Consider the following 25,537-nt stretch of genomic DNA (forward strand, 5'->3'; position numbering starts at 1 on the left):
CCTTATCTTAAAATCCGTGCTTTGCTAAAAACTCTAGATTCAGCCCTGGTTTTGAGTCGCCTTTTTTCATCTGATGTACAATATATTTCCCAATCATGTCGTTTTCAATATTAACGATATCCCCAGCCGCTTTTTGCCCCAGTATGGTGTCCTGGTGAGTCAAGGGAATCAAGGAAACAGTTAATAGGTTTTTCTCGATCCCAAATATCGTCAAGCTCGTTCCATCGATGGCAATCGATCCCTTTGGTATGCAAAAGGCACTTAGCCCTTCTTCCAATTGGATGATATAATATACGGCATTTTCTTTCCGTTCTTTTTTTATGATAGTCCCGGTACCATCGATATGACCTGAAACGAAATGTCCGCCAAATCTTCCCCCAGCACTCATGGCTCGCTCGAGATTCACGGGTGACCCCACTTTTAAGGTCCGGATCGTGGAAGCCTTGACCGTTTCCGGCATGACATCGACAGCAAATAAACTTTTCGTGAAGGAGGTAACCGTCAAGCAAACGCCGTTGACTGATATACTATCCCCTAGATGAACATCTTCAAGAATTTTCTCGGAACGAATCGTCAACTCCATACTGCTTTTTCCTTTTTTCAAGGAATGGATGGTACCGATGTCCTCAATGATTCCCGTAAACATGTTTTTCCCCCTTTAATGAAATATAAAAAACCCCTTAGAGTACCTAAGGAGTTTGCAGGAGAAATGAGTGAAAAAATTGTATACCTAAAAAACCTAATTTTCCCATTCTTAAAAAATTAGGCGTACGTATACACTTGGGTTCCACACGTCCTTCTCCCATCCAGACTGTACTGTCGGCTTTGGAATCTCACCAAATCCTGCCTTTATCAGGCTCGCGGGCTTAGAATTGCTTCATCACCGCCGGTTGGGATTTTCACCCGACCCCGAAGGACTAATAATATGAATCTTTCAATATTTTATCACCTTAAAGTACGGATGTAAAATTTCTGATTGGAAATGGTCCATTTGTTATAGAAACTCCTTCCTCTTCCATACGAACTGTTAAGGCTTTTTCAAAAAACGGCCGATGTGCTCCAAAAAGGTTATTCAAGCAAAAATGGTGGAATAAGATATAAAAGCCACAATTCCACAATACTTTCAAGGAGGAACCTTATGCTTATTGTCATCTTTAACTTGATTTTTTATTTATTCGTCGTCACCATGAATTTCCTCGCCAATTATCTGCCATTCAACGGCCAAACATCCGGAGAGGTTTCCGATAAACTGGATGTTCTTTTCACCCCTGCAGGTTATGTATTTTCCATATGGGGGTTCATCTATCTCCTGCTCGCCATCTGGGTTTTCAGGCAGTTTACTGGTGAGCATAGAAACAGTCCGGCTACTAAGGCATCATTCCCTTGGTTCGTTTTAAGCTGTGTGCTGAATGGCGCCTGGCTCCTTGCATGGCATTACGAATACTTTTTGTTATCCGTTTTCATCATCGTTGCGCTTTTGGCAACGCTGCTGGTCACTTACACACATATAAAAAGAGTGGAGCACACTGGTTTCGATTTGTTTCCATTTTCCATCTATTCAGGCTGGGTAAGTGTCGCGACCATTGCTGACATTGCCTATTACCTCACCTATATCAAATGGGACGGTTTTGGGATATCCAAGGTGACCTGGACGATCACCCTGCTGGTTGCAGCAACGATCCTGGCCATCGTCTCTTCTGGAAAAAACCGGGACTGGGGCTATCCGCTCGTATTCGTTTGGGCGTTCATCGGCATCGGAATCCGCAATGACGCCAGCTACCCAGTCATTACGACCAGTTCCTATATCCTTGCCGCTGTCATCTTGATCATATCCGTGATCATCTTCATCAGGAATCGAAGGATTATATGACTAAAAATACAACTGCCTTACAACGCTTGCTGCAAATCGTCCCAGATATCCTGCCAAGCTTCCAGTCCAACCGATAATCGGATGAGCTGGTCGCTGATCCCCATTTGCCTGCGGGATTCTTCCGGGACGGCCGAGTGCGTCATGGTAGCGGGGTGCTGGATCAATGTTTCGGCATCCCCTAGACTGACGGCAATCTTGATTAATCTTAATTTATTGAGAAAATCCTGGGCATCGGCTTTTGTACCAAGCAATTCAAAAGAAATGAGACCGCCGCCATGTTTCATCTGCTTTTCCATAATATAATGATCCTCATGCGCTTCATCGCCCGGATAATAGACCTTATTCACCTTTGGATGCTTTTTCAGCTCGCCAAAGATTTTCATTGCATTGTCCGAGTGCCGGTCCATCCTTACTGGCAAGGTTTTCAGCCCCCGCAATAGCAACCAGGCATCGAATGGCGATATGATCCCGCCAATATCTTTTTGTGTCGTTCCCGCTAACTGTTTCATGAAGTCTTTGCTGCCGACTGCCAGGCCGGCAACGACGTCCCCATGTCCGCATAAATATTTCGTGGCGCTGTGAAGAACGATGTCACAGCCATATTCAAGCGGTCTCTGTAGGTAGGGAGTGGAAAAGGTATTATCGACCACGACCGTCACGTTGCACTCCTTTGCAACTCTCACCACCATCTGTAAATCAATCATTTTCATGGTCGGGTTTATTGGAGTTTCGACATAAATGCAGGTCGTTTGCGGACGGATCATTTTCCTTACTTGCTCCTCTGTTTCCATCGCACAAAAATCATGAGATATGCGATATTTATCTTTCATTAACTGCAGAAGGCCGAACGTACAGCCATATAATCCAAGTGAACAAAGGATGTGGTCATCGGCTTTAGTCAACCCGAAAAGTACAGCCGAGACCGCAGCCATTCCCGACCCGAAGGCAAGCCCAGCTTCCGCTCCTTCCAATGCGGCGATTTTATCTTCAAGCACTTGTACCGTTGGATTTCCCAGTCGGGAATATATATAGCCATCCTCCATTCCCGCGAAACGCCGTTCCCCTTGCTCCGCCGTTTCGAATGTGAAAGTAGAAGTTTGAAATAAGGGAGTGGTCAAGCTTCCATAATGGGCCTTCGAGTCATATCCTTCATGGATGACAGCCGTTTCGAATTGCTTTTGCTTATCCGCCATATTGTTTCCTCCTAATCTATGTTTAATTTATTTTTATTTTATGTCAGGAGCCTCAACAATGGAAGCGTTTTCAAGATTAGGAACTCCCTTCAATCTCATACGTGCGGCCCCTGTTTCATTGATGCCGCAGTACGAAAAAAACCATTCTAATACGAATGGTTATTTCCTTCATCATTATTTACGGATGATGTAATGGCACTTAATCTCTTGCCAATCAGCGGGGAGAAGTAATTAAGAATCGGTCCTCCCAAACACACCGTTAAGAGCGTCCCGATACCGATTGGCCCGTTGAACATGAATGCCATGCCGAGGAAGAAAAGATATATTAAAGTTTTCGAGAATAAAATATTCATGCCAGTTAAGTCTTGAATGATCAACATCAAACGGTCTACAGGAATCGGAGCAAAGTTTGCATGTAAATAAATAGCCGTTCCCAACCCGAGGACCGTCAATCCCATACTTACACAAATAAGTTTAGGGAACATGTGTTCCGGCTGTATCACGGTTTGCAATAAAAAAAGCCATAGATCAATGCCAAGACCCGTTATAAAGGCTGTTAATAATCCCCATACTTCCGGCCTTTGTTTGTTTAATGATGCATTAAAAATTATCATGATGGCCGCAATGATGAATTCCCAGCTTCCTACCGTCAGGCCTACTTGCATGGAGAGTCCGACCAAAAGGGCATCAAACGGTGATGTTCCGAGGTCCGATAGTATCGTCAAGGAGCAGCCCAATGTCAAAATCATGATTCCCGTCACATAGGGGATGAAATTCGTTTTACTCACGTTAAACAGCCTTATTCATCGGTCATTTCTTTTGTCATGAGAATATGGGGACCGCCATCTTCCAGGAAGACATCTGATGAAGTTTTGTAGCCAAGCTTATGATAAAATCCCTCCGCTTGAGTTTGACCATGTAACTTAACCTGAGTTACTGCCTTTTCCCTTGCGATTTCTTCCAGCGTTTTAATGATTGTTTTCCCTAGGCCAAACTTCCTGTAAGGCTCCAGGATGCAGATCCTTTCCAATTTTCCTGAATTCCCGACGATCCTCACCCTCCCGGTTCCCACAGGCTGAGAATCATGATAAACCAAAATATGCTCAGCTTGACCATCGAGTCTATCAAATTCGTCAAATTCATCTTTCAAGCTGAAACCTTGTTCCTCAACAAATACTTCTTTTCTGATGGCAAAAGCCAGATCCAATTCTTCAGCCACCGTTATTTTCTTTGAATTCATTGAACTTCAACGCCTTTCTAGATTTATTCATTTAGACAAGTCATAATAAATCCATAGCCTTTTATTAGTATAAATGATATTAATTTTGTTGTAAATACAACAAAATAGAAAGCGAGGATTTTGAATGAAGGAAATACTTCGTGAAATCGGAATGATTGCAAGGGCTTTGGACTCGATAAGTAACATAGAATTCAAGGAATTCAACCTGACGAAGGGGCAGTATTTGTATCTTGTCCGAATCTGCGAGAATCCCGGAATCATTCAAGAAAAGGTGGCAGAAATGATAAAGGTTGATCGCACGACGGCAGCCCGTGCCATTAAAAAACTTGAGAATCAAGGCTTCATTGTAAAGAAAAATGATGAGCACAACAAAAAAATCAAAAAATTACATCCTACAGATAAAGGGGAGGGAGTTTACACATTTCTAAAGAAAGAAGGCGAGTATACCGACAAGGTCGCATTGTCCGGTCTATCTTCGGAAGAAATCGAAGCAATGCTTCAGCTTCTTCACAAGGTCAGAAAAAATATCGAGGTCGATTGGGAATATGTAAAAAAAGGGAACAAGAGAGAGTATTGAATAGATATTTCATAAAAAAAGCGACAGCCTAAAACGACTGTCGCTTTTATTGGGAAATTATTCGTCAGCCACGATATTTCCGCCATAGAAGGTTACTCTCGTGAGAGGGATATCCAATTCACGAGCGATTTTTTTCAGCTCGCGCTCCTCCCTTTCCGTCACGATGGAAATGACGGTGCCATCAGCACCAGCACGTCCAGTTCTCCCCGACCTATGGATATATTGGTCAATATTATCAGCCATATCAATATGAACGACAGCAGTCAGGCCTTTAATGTCAAGTCCCCTTGCCGCTACATCCGTGGCAATCAGCATCGGCGATTTGCCGGAACGAAGCTTACGCAGCGCTTTTTCGCGGTCTACCTTATTGGACTCACCGTGAAGGACACCCAGCTCGATCCCTTTATAACTCAGCTTTTCGTGCAGAACGCTTAGTTCGCCGATATCGTTAAGAAAGGCAAGGGCCTTCACATCCTTGAGCCTTGTTATTTTCTCAAGAATCTTGGATTTTTCCCTTCTCTCTACAACAAAGTAAAGATGGTCCACTTTCGATTCCATTTTTTCATGCTTATCGACCTTGATCAATTCAGGTTCATTCATGAAACCACGAGCCGCTTTTTCCGTTTCCGCTGGCAATGTTGCAGAAAACACCAGGATTTGCCGGTCCTTAAGCGTCGCCTTAATGATATTATTGATCGTGCCCATGTGCTCAGACGTAATCAATTGATCTCCTTCATCAAGTACAATCGTCTTAACTTCATGCATCTTCAATTTCTTTTGAGCAATCAATTCATAAATCCGTCCTGGTGTCCCGGCAATGACCTGTGGATGCTTCTTCAGTTTGTCAAGCTGCCTTTTGACGTTAGCACCGCCGATGAATGCTGCCCCTGTTATGGCGCTTCCCTCTGACCAAATCCGAACCTCTTCATTGATTTGCATGACCAGTTCACGGGATGATGCCAGAATCAATGCTTGGGGGGATTTTTTTTCAGGATCTATTTTTTCCAACAATGGCAATAAATAAGCTAATGTTTTTCCTGTTCCTGTCGGCGATTCAGCCATGATGTCTTTTCCGTCAGCGATTACGGGAATCGCTTTCGCTTGGATCGGTGTAAGCTGCCCGAAGCCGGACTTTTTCCAGACCTCTTGGATATATGGTTTTCTATCATTCAATAATTCAGGTAATTCGCTCATATCGTTCTCCTTTAATAAAAAACTTTTCCTAATTTCCATAGTACCATTTATTCTTGTCCTGTAGCCAACGGAATCCGAATTGTAACGGTCGTCCCTGCGTTGACCTCACTTTCAAAATGAAGCTCTCCGTCAAGCCGATGTACGATTTTGCGGCAAATGGCCAGACCGATCCCTGACCCCTTCTCTTTCGTCGAATAAAAAGGTTCACCGATCCGTTCAAGTCGTTCCGGCGCCATGCCGCTGCCATTATCACTGATGCTGACCACAGCATGATCATGGATGATTTGCATGGATATATCGATTTCCCCATTATCTTCAATCGCTTCAATGCTATTTTTCACAATATTGATGATCAGCTGTTTGATTTCTATTGGATCGGCCAGTATATGAATGGGTTCTGCCGTCTTTATCCTAAGCACCATCCCGATATTGTTCAAATTGGTCTCCGCTTTCATCAGAGTGAACACCTGCTGTACACTGTCTGCAAGATCGATCCTCCGAAAAGCGATATCCTGTTTCTTTCCAAGAATAAGCAACTCACTTGAAATGATATGAATGCGGTCAATTTCCTTCAACATGATATCAGAATGCAGGGGATTGACCTCCTTCGTCATATCCATTAGTTGGACGAAGCCTTTTAATGAGGTCAGTGGATTCCTGATCTCATGCGCTACTGCAGCGGCAAGCTGTCCGATGACTGATAGCTTTTCAGACAAGACCATCAATTCCTCTTCTCGCCGCACTTCTGTTATATCCCTGACAATCGCATATATACCTAACATCTCCGACTGAACGATGATCGGTAAAAAGGTGACACGGATGATCCGCTTTTCATCTCTCCTGTTTTGGAAGGACGTCTCGAATTTAACGGCTTCGCCTTGAAGGGACTGTATAAAGTAAGCGGATGTTTCTTCCACTTCATTCCAGTTAATGAGCTGATGGCAATTCTTCCCCGTCAATTCAACACTTTGCTGCCCTAACAGCTTTTCTGCTTCAGGGTTGATGGAAACGACATTTCCTTCAAGGTTCAATTCTATGACGCAATCCGGATTATGCTTGAACAGCGACTGATATTGCTCATCCTTTAGGTTGAACTCCTGCTGCGACCTTAACATTTTATCCGTCCAATACCGGATTAAGAAATATAAGAATATCCCGGTTATGAAAATGAAGGCCCATCCTTTGGAGTGTTGAAACATCGCATATATTTGAACGTCTGACTTTGCTTGTGCCATTGAGAAATAATCCGAGACGAAAATCCATAAGACTCCAATGACAATATATATAATGGCTACTTTGCCTGCAATTTTATGAGATTGGTTCATATCTTTTCCTTTGTAAGTTTTTTGGTTTTTGGTTTATCATTCCCAAACGGCTCAAAAAAAGCCCTCATGTTTTAAACATAAGGACCCTATCAATATTGTACCATATATTTTGTATACATTTTGGATAACTCAATAAAAATCGAGCAACTATTTTTAGAATATATATGACCTTCTTGGAACTCCCGTGCTCTGGAGCCTCTGAAAACAGAGACCTTGAAGACGGGTTCCCGAACGCCAATATTTACAATTGGGACGGCTGGTACTAGAATTAAGGCAACGAAAACAGCTTTCGGCCATGTTTTGCGTTCACCTGCATGTTCCGATTAATTTGAATGGATATCGAAAAAACAAGATTAGGTCATTAGGAGGAAATCGCCCATGCAATCCTATATCAATCAGTCTGATGGAATCTTTCCCTCAGTATGCTCCCTTGATTGTCCGGATCAATGCGGTTTATTGCTGCACAAGAAAGGCGGGAAAATCATCAAGGTCCAAGGAGATCCTGACCATCCCGTCACGAAAGGCAATATTTGCAACAAAGTAAGGAATATGACTGACCGCCTGTACGATCCAAAACGCTTAAAGCAGCCGTTAAAGCGCAGCGGCCAAAAAGGGGAAGGTACCTTTACCCCCATCAGCTGGGAAGAAGCAATTGATACCATCACTGCCAAGTGGAAGGACTTGATCAACCTACATGGGCCTGAAAGCATCCTTCCTTACAGCTTTTACGGCAATATGGGGAACCTCAGCGCCGAGGGGATGGATCGCCGTTTTTTTCATAAGCTGGGCGCCAGCATGCTTGAGCGCGCCATCTGTAACGCGGCTGGCTCTGCCGGCTACGGCTATACGATGGGTGGGTCGTTTGGCATCGACCCTGAAGAAACGATACATACAAAGCTTTTCATCATGTGGGGCATTAACGCAGTGAGTACCAATATGCATCAAGTTACGCTCGCCCAGCAAGCTCGAAAAAGCGGTGCCAAAATAGTCGTCATTGATGTACATAAAAACCAAACAGGTAAATGGGCGGACTGGTTCATTCCCATCCTTCCTGGAACCGACAGCGCCCTCGCCCTCGGTTTAATGCACATCCTGTATGCAGAGAATCTAATCGACCAGCCTTTTCTGGATGCATATACAGTGGGTGCCGAGCAATTGCGCGATCATGTCCGCCAATACGATCCTGCGACCGTATCTGGAATCACAGGTGTACCCATTGAGGACTTATATGAATTAGCCAGGATGTATGGAACGACCACCCCATCATTCGTTCGCATCGGCAACGGTTTGCAGCACCATGACAATGGCGGCATGGCAGTACGTACCATCGCCTGCCTCCCTGCACTTACCGGCCAATGGATGGCACAAGGAGGCGGAGCGACCAAAGGCAATTCCGGATACCTGGCATTCAATACAAATGCCTTGAGGCGCCCTGACTTATTAGATAATAAAGCGCCGCGGACCATTAATATGAACCAAATCGGTCAAGCTCTTCTGGAAAAAGAAAATCCGATTCGTTCCATGTTGGTATATGGCTCCAACCCAGCGCTAGTCGCCCCAAATGCAAATAAGGTACAGGAAGGACTAATGCGGGAGGATTTATTCACAGTCGTTCATGATTTATTCTTAACCGAAACGGCCATGTATGCGGACATTGTCCTCCCCGCCGCATCATCTTATGAAACGGAGGATTTTTATAATTCTTACTGGCATAATTACATCCAAATACAAAAACCTGTCATCGAAAAATATGGCGAAGCGAAATCGAATGTTGAATTGTTCAAATTGTTAGCTGTTGGGATGGGCTTTCATGAACAAGCTTTTAAAGATTCAGAGGAAGACATGATTCGGCAGGCTCTCGATTTCCCTGATAACCAATATCTAGACGGCATCACCTATGAATCCCTTTCGAAAAGTCAATTTGTGAAGGCCAAGATGAAGCCGCTATTCCCGGGCAAGCTACAAACACCTAGCGGTAAAATCGAGCTTTACTCCGAACGGATGAAGCAGCAGGGATACGAACCTCTGCCAACCTATAAACCAATCATAAAAGACAGCGACCTGCCCTTTTTATTCATACCGGCACCTAACCACAACTTCTTGAATTCAACCTTTTCCAATAACGCCAAGCATATCTCTTTGGAAAAGGAACCGAAACTGCATATGAATGCAGCTGATGCCAAAAAATTAGGAATTGCTTCCGGTGATATGGTAAGAATCTGGAACGAACGCGGGGAATGCCTGCTCAAGGCAGCACCAGGCGAAAATGTATTGCCCGGCGTTCTCGTCAGCCAAGGCTTATGGCAAAAGACGCCCGACACGAAGCAGCACATCAACGTCCTTACCCCAGATCGCCTCTCAGACATGGGGAATGGCGCCGTTTTCTTTTCAGGACGAGTCGACCTTGAAAAAGCCCAGCCTTGAGGCATGACTAGGCATCTGTGGATATATCTGTGATTCTCGGATTTTATCTCCGTTTTTACGAATATATCTACGATTTCTGAAATTTCATCTGCGATTTCTCGAATATATCTGCATTTTTTCGGATTTTTCTGCGATTTCTCGTTTTTTATCTGCAATTGACGTTGTATCGTCTACACGCAAAAAAGGACATTCCAGAATGAACGTCCTTTTTTTGCGTGCACTAGCTCTTATTCTTCATCAAACCAGCCTGTTGGCTGGATATCCAGGTTGTTATTGATTTGCTTCAATTCTGTATATGCTTCATATCCGAACGTGCCTAGTTCGCGCCCATTGCCGCTTTGCTTGAAGCCGCCCCACGGAGCTTCGTTATAAGTCGGGTGATAAGAGTTAATCCACGTAATGCCCGCACGGACTTTTTTAATGACGCGATGTGCTTTGGCGATGTCATTGGTGAACACTGCCCCGGCTAAGCCATATTTCGTATCATTGGCGAGGCGGAGGGCTTCGGCTTCATCCTTGAACGTTTGAACGACAAGGACAGGTCCAAAAATTTCCTCCTGCACGATTCGCATATCAGGTGTTGTATCGACAAAGATCGTCGGCTCGACAAAGTACCCGTTTTCCAAGCCTTCTCCTTTAATTCGGTTTCCGCCAACGATTAATTTTGCGCCTTCATCTTTTCCGATTTGAATATACGATAAGATCTTGTTCATGTGTGCCTCTGAAACGACAGGTCCCATTTGGCTCTTTTCATCCGAGCCTGACCCCACCTTGATGCGTTTCGCTTTTGCAGTAAGGCTTGCTATGAACTGATCATAAATCGACTCTTCCAAGAGTAAACGAGAGCCGGCCGAGCAAACCTGGCCTTGATTACAGAAGATCCCATACAACGCATAATCGACGGCTGTCTCAAAGTCAGAGTCCGCGAATACGATATTAGGGGATTTACCGCCAAGCTCCAATGTCACTTTCTTTAAATTTCCAAGCGAAGCCTCCATGATTTTACGTCCGGTTGCCGTTCCTCCTGTAAAGGCCACTTTATCGATTTCTTCGTGTTCGGCTATCGCCTGTCCGACAACAGGTCCAGCCCCTAGCACAAGGTTCGCGACACCCTTTGGCAAACCGACCTCAGCCATGATTTCAAACAGCTTGACTGCTGTCACTGGTGTAATCTCTGATGGTTTGAACACGACGGAGTTTCCTGCGGCAAGGGCCGGTGCAAGTTTCCAGGCTGACATCATCAAAGGGAAATTCCAAGGAACGATCTGTCCGCATACACCGATCGGCTCTCTTACGACCATCGCTTGTTGCCCGTCAGGAACCTCAAAGGTCTGCCCTGTCGGTTTCGTAGCCAAGCCTGCATAATACCTAAAGCAGGCCGCGGAATCATCGATATCAAAACGGGATTCGCGTAATGGTTTCCCATTATCAAGCGTTTCCAGTGCAGCAAGCTCTTCGGCCTTTTCTTCAATCTTGTCGGCGATCTTGAATAAAATGCGTGCCCGCTCGACTGCCGGCGTTCCCCACCATCCGCCTTCATAAAAGGCATGCTTGGCTGCCTCTACCGCTTTATCGACATCCTCCTTCGTACCTTCTGCAGCTGTAGCAATTACTTCTCCAGTCGCCGGATTCAATATATCCCTTTTTTCACCTGAAGACGAACTCACCCATTGCCCATTAATGAACATTTTTAAGTCCAGTGCTCCGGTTCCTTCTTTTTTCGCATGATTTTGTAAGGTTTCCTGCATCTAAATTCCTCCTCGTTTAAGTGATTTACCTAATATACTTAAAAGCAAGTTTCATGCCATTTTAAATTTGTGGATACATCGCGGCGTTTATTTACCCATCCGTGGGCCCATTACATTCATTCGTGAATGACCTATTCATTTCTGCATAATTTTTCGCTAAAAAAAGAAGATGGACATTTGCCCATCTTCCACCTACTAATCCCGATTAATGATGATCAATTTCATTTCCGTCATTTCCTCGATGGCATATTTTAATCCTTCGCGGCCCGTTCCGCTTTTTTTGACGCCGCCGTATGGCATGTTGTCGACGCGGTAAGTCGGGATATCATTGATGATCACGCCGCCGACTTCCAATTTTTCTGCCGCAGAAAGGGCCAGGTTGATATTTTCCGTGTAAATCCCAGCCTGCAGTCCAAATTCGGAATCATTGACCAAGTCAATCGCTTCGTCTACGGAAGCAACCTTGTTTATTAACACGATCGGTGCGAAAACCTCCTGACAGGATACCTTCAGCATCGAATCCACTTCCAGCAGCACAGTTGGATGCAGGATATTCCCCTCGGATTTGCCCCCTGCTGCAACGACCGCACCATGTTGTTTGGCTTCATCGATCCAGTCGAGGCTTCGTTGCACATCACCAGGACTGATCAACGCAGAGATGTCCACCGAAGGGTCCAAGGAATCGCCAAGCTTCAAGGCATTCGTCGCTGCTATGAATTTTTTGACGAACTCATCGTATACGTCTTCATGAACATACGCACGTTGTAAGGAAATGCAGACCTGCCCCTGGAAAGAGAATGCTGCCGAAACACAGCGCTGGATGATTTTATCGATATGGATTCCTTTATCCACTATGACGGCCGCATTCGATCCAAGCTCGAGACTCACCTTCTTCAATCCCGCTTTATTGCGGATTCCGATTCCTACAGCAGGACTGCCGGTGAAGGATATGCTTTTCACCCGTGAATCAGTGACTAATTTATCACCGATTACAGAGCCGCTTCCAGTAACTAAATTGAATGCTCCGACAGGCAATTCGGTTTCCGCCAATAGCTCCGCAAGAAAAATCGAGGATAGTGGTGTTTGGCTCGCAGGCTTCAAGACGATCGTATTACCCGCAGCAATCGCCGGGCCGATTTTATGGGCGACCAGATTCATCGGGAAATTAAAAGGCGTGATGGCACCAAGAACTCCAATCGGTTCACGGACTGTATAGCCGATCCGTCCCTCCCCGTCTGCTGTAGCATCCATCGTCAATGTTTCCCCATGAATCCTTTTTGCCTCCTCTGCCGCAAATTTATATGTGGCTATCGTCCGCGAGACTTCTACCATTGCCGTTTTAATCGGCTTCGCTGCCTCTTTAGCGATAATTTCAGCTGCTTCCTCCTTGCGGCTTTCCAAAAGACCGGCAAGCTGTTCAAGTATGGCAGCACGCTTATGGCTAGGAAGGGCTGCCATCGTTTTCCTCGCTTGATGAGCCGATTCTATCGCCAGCTCCACATCTTCTATGCTTGCCGAAGGAATTTCCGCTAAAACTTTCCCGCTATACGGAGATGTAAGCGTCGTGAAATGGTCAGCTTCTTGCCATTTACCATTAATGAATAATTTCTTCTTCAGCGTTTCCGTCATTTCCATCCTCTTCACCTCTTATAAAATTTCTTTTTCGACAGCTGTAAATGTTTTATCAAGGATGTCGATGATCTTTTCGACCTCGGATTTCGTGATGATTAGCGGCGGTGCAAAGACGAGTGTATCTTGATCGAACGTAACAGACCGGCAAATCAAGCCATTCCTCGCCGCTTCAGCCACAAGTTTTGGGGCTAATGGTGTCTCGAAGCCTTCCCCAGTCTTTTTATCCTTCACGATGGAGATGCCGCCAATCAGTCCAAGCGCCCTGACATCCCCAATGATTTGGTGTTTGCTTTGAAGCTTCCTGAAGCCGGCAAGCAGCTCTTCACCGCGTTGTTTCGAGTTTTCCATCAGGTTTTCACGTTCAATTATCTCAATGTTTTTCAAAGCCACCGCACAAGCCATCGGGTGACCGCTGTATGTGTACCCATGCAGAAGCGTGCCTTTTGAAAGGGAAATGAAGTCCTTGTGCAGCTTGTCGTTCAAGACCACACCGCCTAATTGGGCATAACCACTCGTCACACCTTTTGCAAAGCACATCATATCCGGCACGACGCCATAGTGTTCAATCCCGAAATACCTACCTGTTCTTCCGAAACCTGTTATCACTTCATCCGTGATCATTAAAATGCCATATTCATCACAAATCTCCCTTACTTCCTTGAAGTAGCCTTCAGGAGGAAGATTCACGCCGCCTGCTCCTTGTATCGGTTCCGCAATAAAGGCCGCAACCGTTTCCGGGCCTTCCTGCTCAATGACCTTCCGCAGCTCTTCAATAGATGCACCGTCGACATAACGAAAATCAGGAGCTACCGAATTCGTGAAGTCACGGAATGGTTTCAGGCCGGTCGCACTTGTCGCACCCATGGCAACTCCATGATACGATTTCGAACGTGAAATGATCTTTTGACGATTAGGCTGGCCTTTCAGGATCCAATAATGACGCGCAAGTTTGAACGCCGTATCATTCGACTCCGAACCGCCCGAAGTGAAGAAAACGGCATTCAAATCTCCAGGTGCTACGGAAGCGATCTTGGCAGCCAGCCGAATGGCCGGCTCATTGCTGAAAGTAGCGAAGTTGGAGGTGAACGCCAGTTTGGCCATTTGTTCTCTTGCCACATCGGCCAGCTCTTCTTGTCCATGACCAATATTCACATTCCACAGTGAAGACATTCCATCGATGACTGTCCTGCCCTTAACGTCCGTAAGATAAATCCCTTTGCCTTCTTTAAAGATGAAACTTGGGCCATCTGCCTGCTGTTGCTCGATAGCCGTAGTCGGATGAATGAAATGCTTTTTATCCAGATCGATTAATTCCTGAATACCCGTCTTCTCTTTAATCATGTAAAAAACACCCTTCTTGAATAATGGATTTTTGTATAATTTTATATTTAGGATATTGCAAGATGCATGCCAAAGTATATGAACCTAATAGAATAGGTATTCTTCACAAAATGATTCATATTCAAATCAAAATGAGAGCATATTGATTTATTTTAGAATCAATTGATTTATAATCGAATCGAACAATTCACTCTTCTGTAAATTTCGGGTAGTCTAAACCATGTTACATTACCTGACATTATATATTGAATTATCGGAAGATTTGTATTATTATCTAAACTATCCTTTTGTTCACTTAGTTAATCTAAAATGAAAGAAGTTGATAGACATGCAAGCAGGCTTTGATTTGCAGCTAAAACAATCCTTGAAATTATCATTAACTCCTGAATTGCAGCAGGCAATCCATATCCTGCAATATTCCACACTTGAATTGATGGATTTCCTAAAAGAGCAGGCTAATGAAAATCCTGTTCTCGAAATGACCGCAGCAGTTAGTGACCCCCTCGCCTCAAACACTGGACAGATCGTTTGTCCATCCATCAAGGAAAATCGCAAACGGGACACTTCATCCAATAGGCAATACAGTAAAGATAATGATTACAACCCAATCGATAATTTTTCCGGTACTACAGAGACATTGGAGGCCCATTTATTGGAGCAGCTGAGTTTTTTCACGTCAATGAAAAGCAGCGAAATGAAAATTGTCGAATTCTTAATAGGAAGCTTAAATGAAAGTGGCTTTCTTGATATTGATATAAATTGGACAGCCTCGCTTTTTTCGGTGACGGCCGAGGAAATCAAGAGGATGATTGACGTTCTGCAATCGCTTGACCCCATTGGCGTCGGAGCTAAAGATCTGATCGATTGCTTACTCATCCAAATCCGCAATCAAGGCAATGGCAACCGATTGGCTTATACGATCGTCGAAAAGCACGTAAAGGATTTGGCCGAAAACCGCTTCCGAAAAATTGCTGAACTTAATAAAGTGACCATCCAGGAAGTTCAGGAGGCAGCCGACTTCATCCGTACCTTAAACCCACGCCCGGTCAGTCATTTTTCCGATGAGATGATCCATTACATCGTCCCGGATGTATTCGTGGAAAAAGAAAAAGATGGTTATAAGATAACTGTCAACGATAGCTTCATACCAAAGCTATCCATCCATTCTCACTATAGGGAATGCATCGACACGAAATCGGAAAATCCAGCTAAAGATTACGTTAAAGCCCACTTAAATGATGCTCAATGGCTGATCAAAGGACTCGAACAAAGGCAAATGACTCTATATAGAGTGACGGCGACAATCTTGGAGACACAGCAGGATTTTTTCCTGCGGGGTATGGCTGGATTAAAACCGATGACACTGAAAGACATTTCCGAAAAACTTCAGCTTCATGAGTCAACGATCAGCAGGGCGACGAGCAATAAATACATCCAGACACCATATGGACTTTATAAATTAAGGAACTTCTTTACGAGAGGGTTAAATCGAGTCAATGATAAAGACAGTGAATCGACTGCCACCATCAAAGAAAAAATAAAGGTCTTGATTGCCGATGAGGATAAAATAAAACCATTTTCCGACCAGAAGCTATGCCAAATCTTTGAAAGTGAGGGAACCGTGGTGTCCCGCCGCACCATAGCAAAGTACCGTGAAGCTCTTGGTATACCTGGTTCTTCCAAGCGGCGCAGATTTTAATAACGCTTGTCATAAAAAAGCCTCCTCCAAAAGGCATGACTGTTTGGAGGAGGCTTCTATATATTCTTATTTCATTTCATGCACGGCCACATTAGTGATGATAGCTGGGGCGGCGGTCCCCCTTCCTTCTCCCCCTATCGTCACCGTTTCCCCCGGTTTGATCTTTTCATTCCAATGGTCATTCTTGATCACATAGTGATGCCTTGATTCCCTGATGATTTTCCCATTCCAGATTTGCTGGATTTTCCCCGCGTAATCGAATTCAACCTTCCAATTCTCTATAGGGGTTGTGCCGGTGTTTTTGATATTGATATTGAAAATGGAGCCTGTCCCCCACTTAGAAGTGATGGTATATGTGACATTGACATCATTGATACCATGATAAGGTCCTTTAATGCCTCCTTCCAGCAGATCATCGGAAATTTGTTGCAGAAGGGTATCGCCTTTGCATGTATACTTTCCTGAAAATCTGCAATCCAGACTTAAATCCCAAATCATCGCCCCTCCCATCTCCTGTGAATCGATGAAGGCAGTTTTGTGACCGATGGACTCGCGGTCATCATATGAAATGAACGATTTCGTTTTTGGGTTATATAGGAAAGGCACCTTTGCTTCGTCATTCCAATATCGTTTAAAGCCTTTCTTATTTTCATAGTTGGCTGCAAGGTCTCCATAATCGAATATACCGGTAATGCCAGATGTATCATCATCCCACGTCCCCTGAGGCAAAAAAGAACCATTGCTTCCAGATGTGGCAGTTTGGTATTCCCCATATTGCCCTCCAGCTTCTACTCCAGTCCACCCTTTCCCATAAAACGGAATACCTAGTGTGACTTTATCCATGGGCACATCCGCTGCCTTATACCGTTCAACCGACTCCTTGACCGTCAACCCCCAGCTACTATTGGGATCTTTTTTTGAAAAATAAAGCGGGGCATTATGGTTTGTAATCGTTTCCCAGCCTCCGTGGAAATCGTAGGTCATCAGGTTGATCCAATCTACAATTTCCGCAATCTTTGATATTTCCGTGTTTTTTATGAACGAGCCGCTTATTCCTGCCGCTATCGTCAATATATAATGCTTGCCGTCTTCTTTTTCGGCTTTATCCAATTCATTGCGGATTTCTTGGAGCAATGATGTATAGTTTTCTCTATCTTCAGGACGGAGAGCGTTCCCAGCAAGCCCCCCTTCCACGGGATATTCCCAATCGAGGTCGACGCCATCAAAGCCATATGTCCGAATGAATTCAACCGAGGATTGGGCGAACACCTTCCGCGTTGCAGGATCCGCTGCCACATCGGAGAAACGGTTGCTCCATGACCAGCCACCGACGGCAATAAGCGTTTTTATGTGCGGATGCTTTTCTTTCAGATCATTGAGTTTTGCAAAGTTTCCGCATTCTGCACGATTACATTGCTTCACTGTCTTTTTCCCATAGGCATGTTTGACGTCAATTTCGGGGTCGCCTAAGACGACTGTTCCATTCGGTATTTTTTTACTTTGAAGTGGAATGGATGAATCCTGGCACTTCCATGTATTTGAACCCGGATTATCCACAGAAGCATTCCCATGCACTCCATCCCAGCAAATATCGGCAAAAGCATAGTTGATATGGGTTATGTTCGTTCCATTGATATCCTCCACCTGGTAGTCCCGATCCTTCGCTCCCCAGGATGTATAATAACCAACGACTTTCTTCACTGACTTACCGGAGGCTTCCGCTGATTGTGACGCTCCCAAGTTTCCAAATATTAATGAAGCGATCAATGCCACAAGCATCCCCAAAGAGTACATCCATTTGCCTTTTTCCATTCCCTATACCCCTCCCGATTTCTTCCGTTACTAGAATGAATCTATTAAACCGACGAGCTGCCAGGATGTCATTTACAAAATTTGTATGATACTAATATTTTACATGTCATGACAAATTATTTGTACAGGTGGAAAGACCTGTTTATGTAAAAAAATCCAAATGGAGTTTTTGAATACTGAAAAAGGCATCTTAAAAAAGTCCCCGAAATCGGGGACTTTGCACTTCATTCGTCATATCATTTTGCATCAGTGAACATCGTTTCCCCTCTAAAATCCTGCTAAATGATTGATATGATTTTTCCAGGAAAACCTTTACAATTAAAATGACTTGAAAAATCCGTCGGATTCAGCAGGTTCCGTCCACCACAAGATTCGTCCTTTCTTGCGGCTTTTGCGATTCCACATAAAGATCTTCCTGGATCATCCAGTTATCTTCCCACATCTGGCGCGCCTCTTCGCCATCCCGTTCGAGGCCGCGTTCCAAACGTCGATCACGGGGACATTCCACCCAGACGGTGAAATTATAAAGCCAAGCCAATTCCTTACGAGTGGAATACGTTCCTTCAACAATGACCAGGCAATCAGAAGGGACAACATGCCATTCAGCCAAGGCATCCTTATCCCAATCATACCGTTGATATTTTGCTTCCATCCCTTCGGAGAGCGGCTGCAGTACTTGGAAAAACAACCGTTTCCAATCATAATCTGCTCCGATTTGTTTTTGGGATGGAGGCAGCTGAATGCGTTGCGAAGATGGGAAATGAAAATCGTCCATATGAATAACGGCGCTCCCCGGACACGCTGCCTGGATAAGGGAAGCTAATGTACTTTTTCCAGACCCGCCCCTGCCGTCTATGGCGATCAGATAGGGAAATCGTTTTGGGGACATGACATGAATTTCGGCCATAAGGACTTCGATTGTAAGCGGACCATTCAGCGTTGTAAATTTCATAAGCATTCCTCCTACCTTACCTATTTCCATTCAATCCCGCATGTTTCCTGTGGGGAGTAAATGAAAAAAACTGAAAAGAAGGTGCATGTATTGAACACGATCCAATTTGCCGCCATTTTTGATATGGACGGTACCTTATTTCAAACAAACGAAATTTTAGGTTCTTCTCTTGAAAAAACATTTGAGGTCCTTCGGGCAGAAGGAAACTGGAATGGGAATGCCCCGCTTGCAGCGTACCAAAGAATAATGGGCGTGCCCCTGAGCGTCGTTTCGGAAACTCTGATGCCGGAACATCCTGATCCTATTCGCCAACAGGCGGACCGCCTTTTTTTGGGATATTTGAATCAGGAAATCAAAGAAGGAAGGGGCCAGCTTTTTCCTTACGTGCTAGAGACCTTTTCCACGATCAAAAAGCTTGATATATCCATTTTCATTGCTAGTAACGGACTCGAAAGGTATTTGGAGGAAATCTGTTCTTACTTTGGACTGCATCAATATATTACCGACATTTACAGTGTCCAAAGATCTGCGGAAGGCTCCAAGTCCGATTTGGTAAAAATGATATTGGATGAGCATCACGTTCAACATGCGCTGATGATCGGCGACCGGAAATCCGACATCGAAGCGGCAAGGAAAAACAATCTAACTGCTTGTAGGCTGCAAATTCGGATTTGCCGGGGAACAGGAATTGAATGAGGCGGATGTACTCATCACAGATTTCCGTGAACTGCAAACCTATGCATCTCATTGGCTCCTAACGTCCCTTCGTTAATAATCGTTCCTGTTCAGCGAGCATAACGGCTATCTTATCCTGGATGGCCGTTATTCCCTTTTCTTCCACGAAGTTATTGAGGATGATTGAAAATATCAGTTTTTCCCCTCGTTTGGTCGTCACATAACCCGCTAATGCGCTTGTTCCTGTAATCGTCCCCGTTTTCGCCCGGACATTCCCGGCTGCAAAGGTCCCCTGCATTCGCTTCCTAAGCGTTCCTCCCACCATTCGACTCTCGATTCCTGCCACCGGCAACGCATTCAAATAGCTGGGGAACCACGTTTTTTCCTGTATGGCATATAGCAGCTTCGTTATCTCATTGGCTGGGATCATATTGACTTGGGAAATACCGGAGCCATCGCGCATCTCGATCGTTTGCATATCGAGTCCCAAACGATTCATCACGTTTCCGGAAACCTTCAAACCGTCCTCCCAGCTCCCTTTCCCGCCGGCTTCTTTGCCCATCTCTTTTATTAAGACCTCAGCATGACTGTTGTTGCTCAGCTTCATGAACGGAATGAGAAGCTGTGAAAGCGGCATGGATCGATGAGTTTCAATCAAGTTCGCGTCTATTGGCGTTTCCCCTTTTTTCCTTTCCCCCACAATTTTGATCCCTTGTTTTCTCATTGATTTCTCGAAAAGGTTCAAGGCATATTCGGTGGGATCCTGCACTGAAACCCACTCCTTGACCTCCCCGGTATTTTCCGGAATCGTTCCAGTCACCGTAATGACCTGTGTTCCGTGAGATCGTTCAATATGGATTTCCTTTTGGCCGCCTGATGCCACTGTTTTCGTTTTGTTGATGATTCTTACATGATCCATCTCCGGAATTTTCTCCAATGCGGCCTTACTGCCGGCTTTTTTACTTGGCTTAATCTTCAAGATGATGGTTCCGGTATCATAATCTTCATCCGGGGAAGCGGTTAAAGCTGAGACAGCCGCTCCGTAATATTCTTGTTCATCGCTCCATACTAAGTCCTTTGAATACCGGACATCATCATACCAGGAATCATCCCCAATAAGATTTCCATGAATGAGTTTCACTTTCTTTCGCTTAAGTGAAGCAGCCAGCTCATCGAAATCACTTTCCAGCAATGACGGATCCCCTTTTCCTTTCAAATACAAATCGCCCTGCAGGACATGGCCGACTTGCACGCCTTTTTCGTATAATTCCGTCAGAAATACATGGTCTTCCCCCAACGTTTCCAGCGCTGCCGCTGCCGTCAAAAGCTTCAGATTGGAACCTGGACGCAAGCGCGTTTGCGAACCTCGTTCATAAATCAGTTCCCCCGTTTCTGCTGACCGGATCGAAATTCCCGCTAACGCCCCTGATAATGCAGGGGTTTCATCCAAAATACGCTGAATCTCCTGGTCCACGGTTCCCATTCCATTTGCGGCCTGCATTGATTCTCCATGAAAAATGCCAATCAAAAATAGGAAGAAGAAACAGCTTACCTTCCTTTTATATGTCAAACCTATCACTCCCAGTCTAAAAAATGTCTCCTACTATCTTATCCACTTTACCTTCATCTAATAGGAAGACAAACCGGGAACTTTCTCGAAAGTTAATCCGTATAAGTATGAAGACACAAAAGGAGTGAATATATGTATTCGAAGATTAAACCACCTACCAAGAAGATTTCCAAACAAGCCGTGAAAGTTTGGCGGATGTTCGAAGCCATTATCCATCTCATCATACTTGCCGTCCTTTTCATTCTATTGTTTGCAGACGGATATTTTGCTTGGAAAGTATGGATCGGATGGCTATTAATCGGACTTATCGTACTATCCTTATGCCATTCTGTCTGGTCCATCATCATAGAACCAGTCTTGCTGCAAAGATATTGGCGTTACGATGTGAATGAAGAATTCATCCAAACAAAACAAGGAGCATTGTATGAAACGCATGAACTCATACCGATGACGAAAGTTCAATCCGTCCGGCTGGACCAAGGTCCTTTGCTGCGAAAATATAATTTATACTCACTAAGCATCGGCACAATGGGCAGCTCCCACGACATACCTGCCATACCGGAGGATGAGGCCTATGAATTACGGGACAAAATCGCCCATTTCGCGAAGATTAAGGAAGTGGATTGACGATGGAGCAACAGGCAAAACGGCTTCACCCCATCAAAATCCCTTTTGAATTAGGAAGATTGCTGAAAGGGAATATTTTTTTCATCATCATGCTTTATATATTGAACTTCGGATCAGAAAAAATGTATATGAAGCTACTCCAACTTCTCTTTCTAATCTATTTGATCTGGAGGGTCTTGTCGATCATCCTTACATGGTATACCTATAAATATCAGATCAAGGAAGGCACCATTCATATTACTACGGGACTCATCTCGAAATCATATCAATCGGTACCGCTTCATAAGGTGCAGAATGTTCAACGACGGACGACATTATTCCACAAGATTTTTAAACTAACCTCCTTGACGTTCGAAATGGGGACCAGCGGCGACGAGGGCAGTGTCCCCTTCGAGGTGATATCCCAAAAAGAGGCCGAGCGGCTAGAGCGTGCCCATTCGTCAAAGAATGGCCCAATCGCGGATGCGGAGGTTGCCGCGGAGCGAATGGCAGCAGACCTGGGTCCCGTTACGGAAAAGACGATTCATTTCACGCCGACCAAACGAGACGTTCTGAAAGCCTCCTTTACATCGCTCAGCTTCCTGGCCCTCATTCCCATTGTGGCCACATTATATAATACACTCGATGATTTCATCGATTTAAGGAATGCGGAAGGATTCGCAGCGAAGGTCATGGATTCATGGTGGATCATAACCATCGTCATCATTGCCCTCATCTGTATGGCTGTCACTTTCGGAATCGTTTCCACTTTTGTTAAATATGGAAAATATGAAATTTCATCTGATCAAAACCGCATCCATATCAAGAAAGGTGTGCTGGACGAATCCGCTTTTTCGATCCAGAAAGAAAAAGTGCAAGCTGTCGAGATCACCCAATCCTCATGAAAAGGATGCTTGGTTTAGCCGAAGTGAAACTGATAAGCGCAGGAAGCACTGGGGATGAAGAGCTTGAGACGAATGTCCTCTATCCTTTTTTATCGATAGAACGGGCCCATGAGATGATCGAGGAGATTTTGCCCGCTTACAAGGTGGAACGTTCCATGAAGCCGCTCTCGAAACAAGCCTTCAAAATCCGGATGCTTCGCCCCAGCGTGTTCTGGCTTCTTACTACAGTCGCCATCTTTTTTTTCGATATGGCTTTGTGGTATTTTTCATTGATTTTACTTGCCCTCATTTACACATTGAGAATATTGGATTACAAAAGCAGCCGCTACTTGTTGAATGGTGAGTTTGTCCAGTTTAAATCCGGAAGCTTAGGAACCTCACTGTTCATTACAAAGAGGAGCAAGGTCATACAAATTGAAGTCAGGCGCTCCAAACTGCAGAAGGTTTTCGGGCTTGCCTCCATCCAAACGATCAACCGCTCCAAACCTGTACATCACACAAAAATCCATGATGTGCCCATCGAATATGCGGACGATTTTTATGCGTGGTACATGGGCAGGACCCACACCATTCAAATGGAGTAAGCAATCGAAGAGGTGACTAATGCTGTCTCCTCTTCTTTTTCATCTGTGATTCCCCCGCTAATATCTAAGTCAGTGGTTAGCTCCACAAGGGTGATGATTTATTATGGCAATTTTCTAAATAGAAGCTTCAAAAAAGTGATTGTTCACCGAAATATCTATTAGAAGCCAAAATTAAATCTATATAGGGAGCATGGTCCATGAAAAAAATGACAGATTGGTATTTTAATTCGCTAAAAAAACAGATATTGATTCCCTTTTTAGCTTTGATCATGATAAGCGGATTGGCCATTGCTTACATGAGCTATAAAAACAGCATCGAGTTAACGACGAATGAGCTTACTGGAACGACGGAAGAGCAAGTCAAGTCAATGAATGAATCCTTTGAAATCTTCTTCAAGAAAACGGAGGATCAATTGGATAGGATCAGTAAGTATCCCCGCATGAGTGCTTATGAAAAGGACCCTGAATCGATATTTGATGAGTTTTCCCATACACAGTCCAGCAATTCTGAAATAAATGGCTTATATCTTGGCACGGAAAAAGAGGGAAAAACCATAATTTTCCCAAAAGCTGAATTACCTGCGGACTTTGACCCGAGACAGAGGGAATGGTATCAAACCGCCTTGAAGGAAAAAAATGAAACCATTTGGACCGAACCTTATACAGATCAAGCTACTAATGAAATGGTCATTACCGCAGCAAAGGCCATATATGATGGTGACCGATTAATCGGTGTGCTCGGTGTCGACATTTCGATAGACACATTGGTCAAGATGGTTAATCAAACGAAGTTCGGGGAAACCGGTTATTCGGTATTACTGGATAAAAAAGGAGCATTCGTTACCCATCCGGATAAGGAAAAGATTCAACAGGATATATCCAAGGAGAACATTTTCAAAAAAATGAAAAGTGAATCCGGATCGATGATCGAGGAATATGAAGGAAAAAAACGGATCATCGGCTATGCCACCAACCCGACTACCGGATGGCGAATAGCTGGATTGATGGATGAAAATGAAGTGATAGTCCGTGCAAGCCCGATGATCAAAGATAATATCATCACATTGTTGATCGTCTTCACCATCACTGCCTTATCTGCCATCTTCATCACCAGATCCTTGACAAACCCGATTAAAAAGCTGCAAGGCTCGATACGGAAGATGGCTGATGGTGATTTCACAGCCAAAAATTCGATCTCAAGGACTGATGAAATTGGTCAGCTTGCGGAAGATACGAACATGATGGCCCGTAATATGAGCCAGATGCTAGGAAAGGTCAACAACCTTTCCGATAAAGTTTCCGATTCCTCCATGACGCTAGTGGCAAGTGCAGAGGAGAATTCGGCTGCAGCAAACGAGGTCGCCTTGACGATGGAACAAATAGCGTCAGGTGCCATAGACCAAATTGAAGTCGGTCAAAATAATGAAAATGCCGTAAAGCTTTTGGCGGACAAAATTAATGATCTTGATGCAGAAACAAGCAAAATGGCGTTGGAATCCGATAATATGTTCAAGGCTTCAGAAAACGGCATCACTCAGGTCCGGGACTTAAAACAACAATTTAACGAAACTTCGCTGATTTCCAATAAAATGAGCACAGCCGTCAAGTCATTGGATGCACGCTCCCACGATATCAGCGCAATCGTAAAGACGATAAGCGGGATTGCCGGACAAACCAACTTACTAGCCTTGAATGCTGCCATCGAAGCGGCAAGGGCCGGCGAGCATGGAAAGGGGTTTGCCGTGGTAGCAGATGAAGTGAAGAAGTTGGCCGAGCAAACGGAACAGTCATTGAAGGAAATCTCTGAAATCATTCAAGCGATGCAAGCCGATACAAGCAATACAGTACAATTGATTGACCAAGTCAATCAAAAAATCCATCATCAGGATACCTCGGTGACGGATACGGAAAATGCCTTCAGTCACATTGCAACGATCATCGAGAGCACATTCAGCAATTTTGACGAAATAAAAACGATGATGAATGAAATGGTATCAGAGGTCACACGGATGGCCGGCAACGCGGCACAATTAAACTCTATCAGTCAGGAAACGGCGGCGGGAACCGAGGAAGTATCAGCTTCGGTCGAACAAACGAACGCCTCCATGGAACAATTGAATGCCCTTGCCAGTGATCTCGATACCTTATCACAGGAAATGCATAAAGAAATAAGGAAATTCATATTTTAAT

21 protein-coding genes and 1 riboswitch are annotated in these 25,537 nt (G+C 44.5%); of the genes, 9 read left to right on the plus strand and 12 right to left on the minus strand.

Annotated elements, in window-relative coordinates:
- Positions 1 to 7: 7 nt before the first annotated feature.
- Complete coding sequence (ribE, locus tag QNI08_RS16855) at positions 8 to 646, minus strand: riboflavin synthase (protein WP_285768563.1); 639 nt, start codon at positions 644 to 646, stop codon at positions 8 to 10.
- A gap of 144 nt (positions 647 to 790) precedes the next feature.
- A riboswitch (FMN riboswitch) is annotated at positions 791 to 921 on the minus strand.
- A gap of 217 nt (positions 922 to 1,138) precedes the next feature.
- Between ribE and QNI08_RS16860 the strand changes: the two genes are divergently transcribed.
- On the plus strand, positions 1,139 to 1,870 hold the full coding sequence (locus tag QNI08_RS16860) for a TspO/MBR family protein (protein ID WP_285768564.1): 732 nt from the start codon (positions 1,139 to 1,141) through the stop codon (positions 1,868 to 1,870).
- Positions 1,871 to 1,887: 17 nt separating this feature from the next.
- Here QNI08_RS16860 and megL read toward each other — a convergent pair whose 3' ends face one another.
- The 3 genes from megL to QNI08_RS16875 form a co-directional block, all read right to left on the minus strand.
- The gene (gene megL, locus QNI08_RS16865; RefSeq protein WP_285768565.1) at positions 1,888 to 3,063 is read right to left on the minus strand and encodes a methionine gamma-lyase; all 1,176 of its coding nucleotides are present in this window, start codon (positions 3,061 to 3,063) and stop codon (positions 1,888 to 1,890) included.
- A 146-nt stretch (positions 3,064 to 3,209) separates the two neighbouring features.
- Positions 3,210 to 3,851 (minus strand): YczE/YyaS/YitT family protein, encoded by a 642-nt coding sequence (locus QNI08_RS16870; protein ID WP_483313790.1) that lies wholly within the window; start codon positions 3,849 to 3,851, stop codon positions 3,210 to 3,212.
- Positions 3,852 to 3,862: 11 nt separating this feature from the next.
- Complete coding sequence (locus tag QNI08_RS16875) at positions 3,863 to 4,303, minus strand: GNAT family N-acetyltransferase (protein ID WP_285768566.1); 441 nt, start codon at positions 4,301 to 4,303, stop codon at positions 3,863 to 3,865.
- Between the two features lie 124 nt (positions 4,304 to 4,427).
- On the opposite strand from QNI08_RS16875, the gene QNI08_RS16880 reads away from it, so the two are divergent.
- A complete protein-coding gene (locus QNI08_RS16880; RefSeq protein ID WP_285768567.1) occupies positions 4,428 to 4,880 on the plus strand; it encodes a MarR family winged helix-turn-helix transcriptional regulator in 453 nt (150 codons plus the stop codon).
- Between the two features lie 57 nt (positions 4,881 to 4,937).
- Here the strand turns inward: QNI08_RS16880 and QNI08_RS16885 are convergent, their stop codons facing one another.
- Both QNI08_RS16885 and QNI08_RS16890 read right to left on the minus strand, forming a co-directional pair.
- On the minus strand, positions 4,938 to 6,074 hold the full coding sequence (locus QNI08_RS16885; protein WP_285768568.1) for a DEAD/DEAH box helicase: 1,137 nt from the start codon (positions 6,072 to 6,074) through the stop codon (positions 4,938 to 4,940).
- Between the two features lie 47 nt (positions 6,075 to 6,121).
- The gene (locus QNI08_RS16890) at positions 6,122 to 7,399 is read right to left on the minus strand and encodes an ATP-binding protein (RefSeq protein ID WP_285768569.1); all 1,278 of its coding nucleotides are present in this window, start codon (positions 7,397 to 7,399) and stop codon (positions 6,122 to 6,124) included.
- A gap of 378 nt (positions 7,400 to 7,777) precedes the next feature.
- On the opposite strand from QNI08_RS16890, the gene QNI08_RS16895 reads away from it, so the two are divergent.
- Positions 7,778 to 9,823: a molybdopterin oxidoreductase family protein gene (locus tag QNI08_RS16895; RefSeq protein WP_285768570.1), complete on the plus strand. Its 2,046-nt coding sequence runs from the start codon at positions 7,778 to 7,780 to the stop codon at positions 9,821 to 9,823.
- A gap of 227 nt (positions 9,824 to 10,050) precedes the next feature.
- Here QNI08_RS16895 and QNI08_RS16900 read toward each other — a convergent pair whose 3' ends face one another.
- The 3 genes from QNI08_RS16900 to QNI08_RS16910 all read right to left on the minus strand — a co-directional run bounded on the left by QNI08_RS16900 (position 10,051) and on the right by QNI08_RS16910 (position 14,544).
- Positions 10,051 to 11,571 (minus strand): aldehyde dehydrogenase family protein, encoded by a 1,521-nt coding sequence (locus tag QNI08_RS16900; RefSeq protein ID WP_285768571.1) that lies wholly within the window; start codon positions 11,569 to 11,571, stop codon positions 10,051 to 10,053.
- 195 nt (positions 11,572 to 11,766) lie between these two features.
- Positions 11,767 to 13,200: an aldehyde dehydrogenase family protein gene (locus QNI08_RS16905; protein ID WP_285768689.1), complete on the minus strand. Its 1,434-nt coding sequence runs from the start codon at positions 13,198 to 13,200 to the stop codon at positions 11,767 to 11,769.
- Between the two features lie 18 nt (positions 13,201 to 13,218).
- The gene (locus QNI08_RS16910) at positions 13,219 to 14,544 is read right to left on the minus strand and encodes an aminotransferase family protein (protein WP_285768572.1); all 1,326 of its coding nucleotides are present in this window, start codon (positions 14,542 to 14,544) and stop codon (positions 13,219 to 13,221) included.
- Between the two features lie 328 nt (positions 14,545 to 14,872).
- Here QNI08_RS16910 and rpoN point away from each other — a divergent pair, with 328 nt between their 5' ends.
- Positions 14,873 to 16,243 carry an RNA polymerase factor sigma-54 gene (gene rpoN / locus QNI08_RS16915; RefSeq protein WP_285768573.1) on the plus strand — a complete coding sequence of 457 codons (1,371 nt, stop codon included), beginning with the start codon at positions 14,873 to 14,875 and terminating at the stop codon, positions 16,241 to 16,243.
- A 66-nt stretch (positions 16,244 to 16,309) separates the two neighbouring features.
- On the opposite strand, the gene QNI08_RS16920 is transcribed toward rpoN, so the two are convergent.
- Both QNI08_RS16920 and QNI08_RS16925 read right to left on the minus strand, forming a co-directional pair.
- Complete coding sequence (locus tag QNI08_RS16920) at positions 16,310 to 18,055, minus strand: glycosyl hydrolase family 18 protein (protein WP_285768574.1); 1,746 nt, start codon at positions 18,053 to 18,055, stop codon at positions 16,310 to 16,312.
- Positions 18,056 to 18,401: 346 nt separating this feature from the next.
- Complete coding sequence (locus QNI08_RS16925; RefSeq protein ID WP_285768690.1) at positions 18,402 to 18,962, minus strand: uridine kinase family protein; 561 nt, start codon at positions 18,960 to 18,962, stop codon at positions 18,402 to 18,404.
- Between the two features lie 105 nt (positions 18,963 to 19,067).
- Here QNI08_RS16925 and QNI08_RS16930 point away from each other — a divergent pair, with 105 nt between their 5' ends.
- The gene (locus tag QNI08_RS16930) at positions 19,068 to 19,703 is read left to right on the plus strand and encodes an HAD hydrolase-like protein (RefSeq protein WP_285768575.1); all 636 of its coding nucleotides are present in this window, start codon (positions 19,068 to 19,070) and stop codon (positions 19,701 to 19,703) included.
- A gap of 58 nt (positions 19,704 to 19,761) precedes the next feature.
- On the opposite strand, the gene dacB is transcribed toward QNI08_RS16930, so the two are convergent.
- Positions 19,762 to 21,252: a D-alanyl-D-alanine carboxypeptidase/D-alanyl-D-alanine endopeptidase gene (gene dacB, locus QNI08_RS16935; RefSeq protein WP_285768576.1), complete on the minus strand. Its 1,491-nt coding sequence runs from the start codon at positions 21,250 to 21,252 to the stop codon at positions 19,762 to 19,764.
- A gap of 132 nt (positions 21,253 to 21,384) precedes the next feature.
- Here dacB and QNI08_RS16940 point away from each other — a divergent pair, with 132 nt between their 5' ends.
- From QNI08_RS16940 to QNI08_RS16955, 4 genes are all read left to right on the plus strand, one after another.
- Positions 21,385 to 21,879: a PH domain-containing protein gene (locus tag QNI08_RS16940; protein WP_285768577.1), complete on the plus strand. Its 495-nt coding sequence runs from the start codon at positions 21,385 to 21,387 to the stop codon at positions 21,877 to 21,879.
- A 2-nt stretch (positions 21,880 to 21,881) separates the two neighbouring features.
- The gene (locus QNI08_RS16945; protein WP_285768578.1) at positions 21,882 to 22,763 is read left to right on the plus strand and encodes a PH domain-containing protein; all 882 of its coding nucleotides are present in this window, start codon (positions 21,882 to 21,884) and stop codon (positions 22,761 to 22,763) included.
- A 23-nt stretch (positions 22,764 to 22,786) separates the two neighbouring features.
- Positions 22,787 to 23,347, plus strand: coding sequence for a PH domain-containing protein (locus QNI08_RS16950; protein WP_285768579.1), 561 nt, complete (start codon positions 22,787 to 22,789; stop codon positions 23,345 to 23,347).
- A gap of 197 nt (positions 23,348 to 23,544) precedes the next feature.
- Positions 23,545 to 25,536 (plus strand): methyl-accepting chemotaxis protein, encoded by a 1,992-nt coding sequence (locus QNI08_RS16955; RefSeq protein ID WP_285768580.1) that lies wholly within the window; start codon positions 23,545 to 23,547, stop codon positions 25,534 to 25,536.
- The last annotated feature ends 1 nt before the right edge of the window (position 25,537 follow it).

It is taken from the genome of Peribacillus folii (genome assembly GCF_030271255.1).
GTDB lineage: Bacteria > Bacillota > Bacilli > Bacillales > DSM-1321 > Peribacillus.